A 2,995-nucleotide genomic window follows, 5' to 3' on the forward strand; every position below is an offset into this window, starting at 1 on the left:
CCTGCTCGCGAAAGCGGCTTATCAGCCAACATCAATGTTGAAGGTGATGGCCCCTTCGCGAGCAGGCTCGCTCCCACAGGGACTGAAGGTTCAGGCTTGTTTTTTTGTCTCGCTCTCACGCCCATCGTCGTACTGCGACAGCCACTCCACGGCAGCATCGCGATACCGGCTGAATCCCTTGTAATCGACCAATTGCTGATTCAAATCACGCAGCACCCGATGCATGCGCCGCGCCCATGCCGGGTTGGTGGCGATGTCTTCGAGGCTGAGCAGGTAGGTGCGGATCGGAAAGACAATCGCGTTACTGCGCGGCAAGCGGTGCAGCGGTTGCAACTCGATGCGCAGGTACACCAGCTTGCCGGCGTTTTCGGCCGTCACGATGGTTCGGTCTGGTGCCCATTCGGGCAGGCTTTCGGCCGATACTTCAAGGCGCGGGTTGACCGTCAGCGACCAGTTAAGGCGACGCACCGGGTGGCCGGTGCGCAGGCGCAGGAGGAATTTCAGGGCGCGGTCGAGCATGCCGATTTCCTTCACCAGCGGCACCGGGCCGTGGAATTCCTCCCAGCTCATGCCCAGGTTGAAGCGCAGCGAATAGTCGGCGCGTTGGGTGGCGATCCCGGCGCCCCAATACAGCGTACCGTCGCGTTCTTCCTGCAGTACCCAGTCGCCCTGGGCCTGGCGGGTCACGTATTCCATCGGCTCATACGGCAGGGTCGCCGGGTCGCCGAAGATGAAGTGATCGTCGATGTCCAGCAGGCGGTTGGTCCAGTGCCATTGGCGGCCTTCACGGGACAGGGTGAAGTACTGCGGGTAGTCGCGGGCGTAGGACTCCATGATCAGTTCCAGCAAGTCCCACTGCGCCTCCATCATGTGCGGCGCCGAGACGTAGTGCATGCCCGGGTCCTTCTCCAGGGTGATGGCGCGGTCCCGGCATTCGCTGATGTAGTGCTCGTCGATATCGAACGCTGCGCGGAAGGCGCCGTCGCCGACCGAGACATGGGGCTCGAGGTTCATCGAGTACATGTAGTCGTCATCGGGGAACGGGAAGGGCGCGCGGGCGATGGTTTCCGGGCTGTTGGCGAAGGTGTAGTCGTCGCGGTAGGTTTCGTCGCGGTTGAATTCGATAGTCATTGTTATGTCTTCCGTCGATCAGAGGTCGATGACCAGGCGATTGCATTTGGCGCGGGATACGCAGGGCATGATTTTCTTGCGGGCGGCTTTGTCGTCGTCCGACAGCCAGTCATCGCTGTGCAGCAGTTCGCCGTCGAGCTCCAGGACCTCGGTTTCGCAATGGCCACAGGCGCCGCCACGACACAGGTAAGGCATGCTGTAGCCCGCGGCCTCGACCGCTTCGAGCATGGTCTGGTCCGGCGAGACCTCGATGGTTGCGCCACTGCGACCCAGGGTGAAGCTGAAGGCTTCGCCGCCGCTGCTTTGCTCGAGGAAGCGCTCGAAGTGCACGTGACTGTCGGTCCAGCCCAGCTCGCGGGCACAGGCCAGGGTGGCGTCGATCATGCTGTCCGGGCCGCAGGCGTAAACGTGACTGCCGAGCGGGCGATTGGCGAGAATCTGCCCGATGTCCATGCGCGCTTCGATGCCTTTGCGATACAGGTGGACCTGCTTGCCGTAGGTGTCCTGCAACTCTTTGCCCAGCTGTGCGTGTTCATCGCCGCGAACCGCGTAATGCAGTTCGAAGGGCACCTTGCTCAGGCGCAACTCTTCGAGTTGGGAGATTACCGGGGTGATGCCGACACCGCCGGCAATGAACAGGTGCAGGCGCGCCTGCTTGATCAGCGGAAACAGATTGACCGGTGGCGTGACCTCGATCAGGTCGCCTTCACGGACATTGTCGTGCAGCGCGATCGAACCACCGCGGCCGCTTTCTACCCGGCGCACGGCGATCTGGTAGCTGCTGGTGTCATAGGGCGAACTCAGCAGCGAGTAGGGGTTGCGCAGCGTATTGTTCGGGTTGGCGATGAGTACCACCACGTGGCTGCCACCGGAGAACGCCGGCAGGTGCTCGCCGGTCGGCGAAACCAGGGTGAAGCGCCTGATTTCCGGCGTCACCTCTTCAATGCGAGCGACGCGCAGGTTCAAAGTCCCATTGTTCTGGCTCATGTATCGAGCTCCTCGGCTGGGGGCAGTTCGCCCGGTACTTCGGCATCGGCCTTGACCGCCTGGAAAGCCGCCAGGCGTCGGGAGTAGTGGTCGCGCACCACCAGCGTGAGGCTGCATCCGGGACATTCGTAGACGCGTTGGGTGACGTTCTCGGTGTAGGTGTCGCAGTGCACGCACCAGACCCGACGCACCAGCGTGCCGGAGTGTTCGCGAAGCACTTCGTCGCGATTGAGGTCGTAACGGGTGGCCACCTGCATGGCGCTGCCGAGGAAGCTTTCAGAGCCGGCGAGGTAGAGGCGGGTGCCCATCCGCGCGTTGCCGAGCAGGTCATCAAGGGCGTCGATCAAGGCCTGGTTGCTGGCATACACACGTAGATCGTGACCTGGACGCTGCTGTAGTTGGGCAAGGAAGTCCTGCCCGGAAAACGACTCCTGGGAGTACAGCAAGGTCACGGGCTGCTCCAGCCCGGCCAACTCGTCGAGCAAACGCAACATGGCGCGCCCGCCACTGCCTTGCCCGGCAACGATGTGCCGCAGACCTCCTGGCAGAGGTTGCAACCGGTCGTAGACCGGTCGACTTTTGATCCCGGTGATCAACATTTCTTGTTATTCCTCCTGGCTATCGGCTCGACGGGTGAAACGTCGGCACAGATGCAAAGCCCAACGATGGTGGGTTGCATAGCAGGAGCACAGGGCGTGCCAAGTCTTTAAGGTGTTGATTTTAAAAGGTTAAGAGTTTTTCGAGAGGAAAAGTGTAAGCAGAAATAACTATGGTTGTAGGCGTTTTTGCAGCGGTTTTTTGTAGGAGCCCGGCTTGCCGGCGATGGCGTCCTGACGGGCAATGGGAATTTTGTTGACTGCGTACATATCCATTCCTG

At 61.3% G+C, this 2,995-nt stretch carries 3 protein-coding genes; all 3 read right to left on the bottom strand.

What is annotated here, in order from left to right; all coding sequences use genetic code 11:
* Window positions 1-90: 90 nt before the first annotated feature.
* Genes PG5_RS31730 through PG5_RS31740 form a run of 3 tightly spaced genes read right to left on the bottom strand, consistent with a single transcriptional unit; the run spans window position 91 to window position 2,717 of the window.
* Entirely contained in the window at window positions 91-1,131 is a 1,041-nt protein-coding gene (locus PG5_RS31730; protein WP_020801175.1) for a DUF3445 domain-containing protein, read from the bottom strand.
* 18 nt (window positions 1,132-1,149) lie between these two features.
* The gene (locus tag PG5_RS31735) at window positions 1,150-2,118 is read right to left on the bottom strand and encodes a PDR/VanB family oxidoreductase (RefSeq protein WP_020801176.1); all 969 of its coding nucleotides are present in this window, start codon (window positions 2,116-2,118) and stop codon (window positions 1,150-1,152) included.
* Window positions 2,115-2,717: a dimethylamine monooxygenase subunit DmmA family protein gene (locus PG5_RS31740; RefSeq protein WP_020801177.1), complete on the bottom strand. Its 603-nt coding sequence runs from the start codon at window positions 2,715-2,717 to the stop codon at window positions 2,115-2,117. The genes PG5_RS31735 and PG5_RS31740 overlap by 4 nt, the downstream gene beginning before the upstream one ends.
* Between the last annotated feature and the right edge of the window lie 278 nt (window positions 2,718-2,995).

Origin of the sequence: Pseudomonas sp. G5(2012) (assembly GCF_000408945.1) — a bacterium.
GTDB classification, from domain to species: domain Bacteria; phylum Pseudomonadota; class Gammaproteobacteria; order Pseudomonadales; family Pseudomonadaceae; genus Aquipseudomonas; species Aquipseudomonas umsongensis.

Coding starts and splice junctions, on each gene's coding strand:
- PG5_RS31740 (WP_020801177.1), bottom strand. CDS start 2,717: ATGTTGATCACCGGGATCAAAAGTCGACCGGTCTACGACCGGTTGCAA.
- PG5_RS31730 (WP_020801175.1), bottom strand. CDS start 1,131: ATGACTATCGAATTCAACCGCGACGAAACCTACCGCGACGACTACACC.
- PG5_RS31735 (WP_020801176.1), bottom strand. CDS start 2,118: ATGAGCCAGAACAATGGGACTTTGAACCTGCGCGTCGCTCGCATTGAA.